At 52.8% G+C, this 7442-nt stretch carries 7 protein-coding genes; 2 read left to right on the top strand and 5 right to left on the bottom strand.

The genetic code is table 11. The features are described from left to right. Positions 1-242: 242 nt before the first annotated feature. The 5 genes from JRI95_15465 to alr form a co-directional block, all read right to left on the bottom strand. On the bottom strand, positions 243-1514 hold the full coding sequence (locus JRI95_15465) for a sulfatase (GenBank protein MBW2062940.1): 1272 nt from the start codon (positions 1512-1514) through the stop codon (positions 243-245). A gap of 67 nt (positions 1515-1581) precedes the next feature. Then, the gene (locus JRI95_15460; GenBank protein MBW2062939.1) at positions 1582-2445 is read right to left on the bottom strand and encodes an SPOR domain-containing protein; all 864 of its coding nucleotides are present in this window, start codon (positions 2443-2445) and stop codon (positions 1582-1584) included. After that, on the bottom strand, positions 2442-4109 hold the full coding sequence (locus JRI95_15455; GenBank protein ID MBW2062938.1) for an arginine--tRNA ligase: 1668 nt from the start codon (positions 4107-4109) through the stop codon (positions 2442-2444). The genes JRI95_15460 and JRI95_15455 overlap by 4 nt, the downstream gene beginning before the upstream one ends. Beyond that, a complete protein-coding gene (locus tag JRI95_15450) occupies positions 4106-4252 on the bottom strand; it encodes a hypothetical protein (protein ID MBW2062937.1) in 147 nt (48 codons plus the stop codon). The genes JRI95_15455 and JRI95_15450 overlap by 4 nt, the downstream gene beginning before the upstream one ends. Continuing rightward, positions 4249-5394: an alanine racemase gene (gene alr, locus JRI95_15445; GenBank protein MBW2062936.1), complete on the bottom strand. Its 1146-nt coding sequence runs from the start codon at positions 5392-5394 to the stop codon at positions 4249-4251. Before alr ends, JRI95_15450 begins: the two co-directional genes overlap by 4 nt. Before the next feature lie 164 nt (positions 5395-5558). Between alr and JRI95_15440 the strand changes: the two genes are divergently transcribed. Further along, positions 5559-5750: a DUF2065 domain-containing protein gene (locus JRI95_15440; protein ID MBW2062935.1), complete on the top strand. Its 192-nt coding sequence runs from the start codon at positions 5559-5561 to the stop codon at positions 5748-5750. A 171-nt stretch (positions 5751-5921) separates the two neighbouring features. After that, positions 5922-7442: VCBS repeat-containing protein (locus tag JRI95_15435; protein ID MBW2062934.1), on the top strand; the 1521-nt coding region annotated here is incomplete at its 3' end.

The following is a 7442-nucleotide window of genomic DNA, read 5'->3' as shown; positions in this document are numbered from 1 at the left end:
AGCTTATTGTGTGATGTAATCATTTATTACATGCCTACAATTATCAGGCCATTTCGGCACTAATTACCCGTTATTATTAGCTTTATTCAATTTGATCGGGGTGAACTTCCGGTACAAAAGGCGAGTAATCAAAGCTCCCTCCTATTTTTTTAGTGCAGGTGTTTTACTATCCCATTCATTCGGGATTGATTCGTGACGTATTTTTTTTAGACCCTGGCAATGAACGCAAGGGGGACGTTGCTTTACAGGGCATCCTTCAGCCTCTGCATAGACCGATAGTAGAAAGGGCTGGCCACTGGTCCGTCCAGAAGCGGGTCGTTCGTTTCCTTCATCCACCTGGCCAGACGCTGCCGCAGCTCAACTAAAGTGGCTTCGTATTCAGGGTCTTGAGCGAGATTCTTTGTCTCGTTTGGATCTTTTTCCAGGTCAAAAAGCTCACACCAATGACGACGCATGATCCTGACACCTTTCCAGGTAACGCAGGCCGCGGGTATCTCGATCAAGCTGGACTTTTCAAAATATTGAATATATTTAAACCTGTTTGTCCTGATCGAACGCATGGGATCATAACGCGTATGGAATGTTTTTTCAGAAAAGATATACCTGTTCGGCTCGTAGTCGCGGCCGGTCAATAACCCCAGAAAACTGCGGCCATGGATATTGTCGGGAACGTCAATCTGGCAGGCCTCTAGTAAGGTTGGAAGTATATCCACGTTACTGATCATCTCACTCAACCTCAGACCGGCCGGCCAGCCGCCCTTGGGATAGCGCATAAACAGCATCGTCTTAATGCCAGGATCGTACAGAGTGGCCTTGGCTAAAGGAACTGAGACACCGTGATCCGTTGTGACCATCAGGATTGTATTATCCACAAAACCGTGTTTTTCCAGAAGGTCGAGCAGTTGTCCAAGCCCCTGATCGAAACGTTTGACGTTGCCTTGAAACTTGGCAAGCTCCTGGCGAATCTCCTCTGTATCGGGTAAATATGGCGGCACGGTAATTCCTTTGGAGGAATCCGGCCTGGTACCCTCCCAGTCCCACGGTTGGTGCGTTTCAAAGCAGCCGATCTGACAGTAAAGTGGTTTTGTTCTGTCGCGGCCGATGAGCAGCGGTTCCATGTGCTCGGGGAGATCGAGGATACTGAAACCGAGGTCAACCACGTCAAACCCCAAGGTGTTTGGGTCGCGCGTTTCATGCTGCATTCCGAGCAGCCACGTGTCATAGCCAGCCGAGGCCAGCAACTTGGCCGCCGGTTTTTCATCTTCATGGAAGGCCCAGGCCAGATCGGCGTGGCTAAGCCCCATTACTCCATTGGTGTGAGGGAAACGCCCGGTCACCAGGGAGGCGCGGCTGGGGCTGCACTGGGGTGCAGTGCAAAAGCTGTTTTCAAAAAGCACCGCCTCCCTGGCCAACCGTTCACAGTTTGGAGTATCTACTGTCGTGATTCCATATGGTGAAATGTGCTCTCCGGTGTCATGGGTAATCAGAAGGATGATATTCGGTTTGTTATTCATGGCTTTCCTTTTTTTTACGGCTTTACTTTTTCATCTCGTATTGAACACAAAATGTTTTTAGTATTCTCTAGTCAACCAGCCGGGAAATAAACATATCCTGCCGACCGAACTCTCTCAGCCTGGCCAGCACGGCTTCAGCCTCGGCCCGGTCCTTATAATGACCGACGCGGATGCGGAAATAAAGCCGGGTCTGATGCTGGACATGGTAAAAATAAGCGGGGTAACCCTTTTCCCTGAGCTGGTTGACGAATTTCCTGGCCTGATCCAGGTCCCCGACGGCTGCTACCTGGATGGTGAAGTTCTCTCCGCGATCACGTTCCGGTGGAAGGGCCTGGGAGATCCCCTGAGGCACGGTCTGCACCTCAGGCTTGACAGTCGGTTCAGGTGGCGGGGAAGAAGCCCTGGCTGATGCTTTTTTAGGGGAAGGGCCAGGAGAAGCTTTGGAGATAGCCCTGTTCGAGGACCTCATTTGTGGTTGAACCGGAGGTGAGGCGGGTTTTCTTTTTTTTATCGTTTCGAGGTCAGTTTTAAATCTTCCTTCCACCAGTGACTTGTAAAAAGTGAGTGCGGGTTGAGATGCGGCGCTTTCTTTGGAACCTTCCTCCACGGTGACCGCGGGCACATCCCCGGTGGCAAGCTGACCCATGCGTTCCTCCAGTTTTTTTAACTTCTCGTTCTGAAACATGAAGCCCCGACCGACCAGGACGCCGAGGGTAAAGATCCAGACCATGAAAACACATAGAAACAGACCCCAGAGAATAGTCGAGCGGCGGGACAGGACCAGTTGTTTAGAGGGAGGTTCGGTCCCAAGCCTCTTTTTTAACGGTTTTTTTTCCTGGGCTGAAGTTGAAAGGCGATGCTTCGCACTCGGCTCATCCCCCCCGGGCGAGGGGCGCATTTGACTGCCTGCTGAGTGATCTTCCTCTTTCACATGCTCTCCGGGGCGTTGACGCCCAGCAGCTCTAACCCGCTGGCCACAACCTGCTGCGTACATTTGGCCAGAAGGAGGCGAGCCCGGGACAGTTCAAGATCATGGCTGATAAAGCGATGGCGGTTGTAGTAAGGGTGAAATAACCCGGCCAGGTCTGTCAGGTAATGGGTCAAGCGGTGGGGTTCCAGGTTCACGACCGCGCCTTCAATCAGGTCGGGAAAGGCTGCCAGGTGTTTGGTCAGGGTCAGTTCTTCCTCCTGAGTCAAAAGAGAAAGGTCGGCCTCTTCAGGCCCAGGCAGCTCCAGCCCCTCTTTTAGAGCCGTCCTGAATACACTGGCGATACGGGCATGAGCATACTGGACATAATAAACCGGATTTTCGTTAGACTGGTTTTTGGCCACCTCCAGGTCGAAGTCCAGCCGGCTTTCCGGGCGTCTGGTCAGGAAAATGAATCTAGCCGCATCCGACCCGATCTCGTCCAGAACCTCTCGCACCGTGACATATTCCCCGGCCCGGGTGGACATGGACACCGGGGTTCCGCCTCGGAGCCAGTTGACCATCTGAACCAGAAGCACATTCAGCCTGGACCGATCAAATCCCATGGCCTCGACCCCGGCCATCAGCCGAGGCACATATCCGTGATGGTCCGCGCCCAGGACGTCAATCATGCGGTCATATCCCCGGAGGTACTTGTCACGGTGGTAAACCAGGTCCGGAGTAATATAGGTGGTTTCACCGTTACTTTTAATCACCGGCCGGTCCTTGTCGTCGCCAAAGCTGGTGGACCTGAACCAGATCGCCCCGTCCTTTTCATAAATATGACCCCGAGCCTTTAACTCCTCCAGGGTCTGATCCACCTTGCCTTGCTCCACCAGGCTTTTCTCGGAAAAATAATGATCAAAAAAAACATTAAAAGAGGCCAGGTCTTGCTTGATGCCTTCCAGGATACGCTCGACAGCCCAGGAGTAGATCGCTTCCACGGCCTCCTCTTCTGGCAGATCCAGGAAGCGGTCTTGATGCCTGTGCTTCATCTCAGCTGCCAGGCCCCGGATGTAACCGCCTTGATAAAGGTCGTCTGTAAAATTAACCTCCCGACCGAATAGTTCCAGGTAGCGGTACAGGACGGACCGGCCTAAAGTCCGCGCCTGGTTGCCGGTGTCATTGACGTAATATTCCCGGCTGACCTCATATCCGGCCATGGAAAGAACGCGGGCCAGGGCGTCCCCCACGGCCGCTCCCCGGCCGTGACCCACGTGCAAGGGGCCGGTGGGGTTGGTTGAAACGAACTCGATTAAAACCCTCTGACCCCGGCCCATGTCAAGCCGGCCGTAATCTGCGCCTAACCGATGAATTTCCCTCAGGACATGACGCCACCATTTCTCTGACAAGGCAAAGTTGATGAATCCAGGCCCGGCGATCTCGATTCGGTTCAGGTATCCATGCTCATCTTCGATGTATTTTATAATGGTCTCGGCCAGTTCCCGGGGCGGCCTCTTCTCCATGTCAGCCATGATCATGGCCGCATTGGTCGCCCAGTCGCCGTGACTGGCTAGCCGCGGCACCTCAATGGTTAAACCGACCAGCTCCTCCTGGCTGGACAGCTCTCCGCTGGCGCGGGCCTGGGCTACGGCCGCCCTGATAGTTTCGGTCAAAATGCGCTTCATGGATTTTCTTTCTCTTTTTTAGGTATGGTCACGTCCCTGGTGAAGTCCGGGCAGCGAAGCTTGATCGAGGACTCATATTTGTATCTCTTCAGGCAGTCTTTGCGCCAGGCACAGACCGCGCAGATGGTTTTTTCTTCAGTCAAGATATCTCTCCTTCATCGCTTGCTTGGTACACATACTGGCGGTGATTGAGGCCGCCGATGGTGCAAAATATTTCATAAGAGATCGTGCCCAGCATCCTGGCCAGGCTTGGAGCCGAGATAATTTCACCGTCTTGAGTCCCAAGCAGGACGACCTCGTCTCCGACCTCGACGCCGGGGATATCTGTCACGTCAACCATGGTTAGGTTCATGCAGACAACACCGCGCACCGGGGCCTGCCTTCCCCGAATCAAAACGTAGCCGCCGTTGGAAAGCCCTCGGCCGTAACCGTGGGCGTAACCCACGGGAATGGTAGCCAGGACGGTCTTGCGCTCGGCCGCCCATGTGCGGCCATAGCTCACAGGAGAGCCCGGCCCGATCCGTTTTACCTGGATGACCTGACTGATAAAAGTCATCACCGGTCTGAGATCAACCTCTCGGGCCAGATGCTCCGCCGGCGCGGCTCCATAAAGCACCAACCCCGGACGAATCAGGTCATAAAAGGACTGCGGCAGGCTCAAGACGGCAGCACTGTTGGCTATATTGTTGGCGCTGAGGCGATACCCCATCCTGAGGGCGGTCTTTATGATCCGGCCAAATTGTTCCAACTGCTGAAAAGTGAACTCGCTCTCCTTAAGGTCCGCCTCTGAAAAATGGGAGGCCAAACCCATGACTTCAAGGTGTTCAAGGTCTCGAATCGCTTCTAAAAATTTTTCAGCCTCGCCCAAAGGAGCGCCGAGACGGTTCATGCCCGTGTCAAGCTTGAGGTGAATCTGGACCTTCCGGCCGTGTTTCCGGGCCGCCTGGTTTAGTTCATAGGCCAGGCCTAAATCATAGACAAAGGGGGTCAGCCCCCTCCTCACGATCTCTTCCGAGTGACCGGCCTCGAACCCGGCCAGAATAAAGACAGGCAGGTCCAGACCATTATCACGGAGGGTGAGCGCCTCATGAAGGTCCATCACGCCCAAGGCATCCACACCGGACTGCACCAGACATTTAGCCACTGGCAGAAGGCCATGGCCATAAGCATCGGCCTTGACCACGCCCATGATCCGCACGCCCGGGCCCGCCGCCTTCCTGACCTGGTCCAGATTGTAAGCCACGGATTCCAGGTTGATCCGGGCGATATTAAAACTCAGACTCATCCCCCTCCTCGCGGGTCTGAAAATAAACAGTTAGTATTTAAAATTATCCCAATTCCTTAATAAAGATCAAGCCTTTCGTTCAAGGAAAAGAGGGAGGCTTGACATTGCCTGACAATTAACGAATGATGACGAAGGTTCATACCGCAACGTACGAGGCTAATTGCATGGACCTTAAATATCTACTCTGTGTTTTGGGTCTTGTCCTGGTTATCGAAGGCTTGCCTTATTTTGCTTTTCCTCACAAGATTAAATCCTGGTTTCGCCAGCTTCTGGAAGCCCCGGAAGCCGCTCTTCGCATCTTTGGGTTCATGGCCATGGCCCTGGGCTTGCTTCTTGTTTATTTCGGCCGCAGTTGAAAAAGCGGCCCAAACGGTCTGCACCGGCATGAAAATGTTTTTTTCTCCGGCCCAGTCAGCTCATCCTGACAAGGACACCTTGACAGGTTAGCACAGAAATGTATAAATGCAGGACAAATTTGATGATTTTACAAACAGGGCTGACTGCCATACATACGTAAGGTGAAAGGGATGACAATTTTTGCAAGAGTTTCCATCATTATTCTGCTGGTGGCCTGTACGGCGCTTGCCTCGCCTGAGGCAGGGCTGACAGCCGACCGACCCCTGAAGATCCTGGTACTGCCTTTCAAGATCAATGCCGCCCAGGACCTGACTTATATTCAGGAAGGGATTCTGGACATGATTGGCTCCCGCCTTACCTGGGAAGGCAGGATTGTAATCCTGGAGAGGATCGTAGCTCGGCAGGCCTTTGAGCAGGTCCAAGGTAGAATCAACGAACAAATCGCCCGGGAACTGGGGCTCAAAACAGGGGCTAATTACGTGCTCTATGGTTCTTTAACTGTAGTCGGCCAGAGTATCAGCCTGGACGCCAAGATTATCAGCCAGCTCGAAAAAAAGCCGGGCCTGGCTATTCACACTCAATCCAAGAATCTTGATGGCATCATCCCTAAGGTTAATGCCTTTGTCGAGGATATTAACGATAAAATATTTGAGCGGACAGCTCAGCCGGTTTATACTGCAAAAAAGGAACCCCCCCCGCTTTCTCGCCGCCATCCTGAATCTCTGTTAACCCGCTCAAAAGACCAGGGCATCTTCAGGACCACCACGGCATTCCCCGGTGGAAAAGGCTTCTGGAGGAGTCCTTCTTTGCCAGTCACGGTCACGGGCTTAGATGTCGGGGATGTTGACGGCGATAACAGGAATGAAATTGTTTATTCCTCACTGAATAAGGTCTTTGTGGCCCGATTTGAAGAGGGACGCTTTAGAAGGCTGGCCGTTTTCGAAGGCTATAAAAATGATCATTTTATCACGCTGGACGTAGCTGATGTTAATGGCAACGGTCGGGCCGAGATCTTTGTCAACAATCGCATTCACAATGAGACCCAATCTTATGTGCTCGAATATGTCAACGGCCGCCTGGTGCCCATTCTCAAGGAGTCGCCGTGGTATTTTCGGGTCCTCAATCTGCCTTCCGGCCCGATACTTATCGGCCAGGAAGGTGCGTCAGGGAGATTATTTTACGGCATGATTTACAGGATGATCTGGCAGGGCCGAAATTATGTGCCGCAGGAAGCCTTGAACCTGCCACGCCGAAAGGTCAATATCCTTAATTTCGGCCTTCTTCGCTTTTCGGGTCAGGAAAAGGAAAGCCTGGCCGTCATTGATGAGAGTGAATACCTTCACATTATGACTCGTACCGGGCGGGCCTTATGGGAAGGCGAGGAGCAATTCGGCGGGTCGGTTGTATATTTGAAACCGGTTTCGGGAGACACCGATATAAAGCGGGCCATAGACAAGATTTATTATTACATCCCGCCGCGAATTCTGACTGCGGATTCGGATGACGACGGCCATCAGGAAATAATCATCGCCCGGAGTACAAGGTCGGCCATATCCAATATTGTGCCCAGCTTGCGCGGCGTGAGCAGCGGTGCGGTATATTCCTTGACCTTTAATCAGATGTCACTTACGGAAAACTGGCGCTCTCCCGTCCTGGGAGGTTATCCGGTTGATTATCAAATCAAGGATTAT

The organism is Deltaproteobacteria bacterium (assembly GCA_019308995.1).
Taxonomy (GTDB): Bacteria; Desulfobacterota; Desulfarculia; order Adiutricales; family JAFDHD01; genus JAFDHD01.
This window is presented reverse-complemented; position numbering and strand designations above follow the sequence as displayed.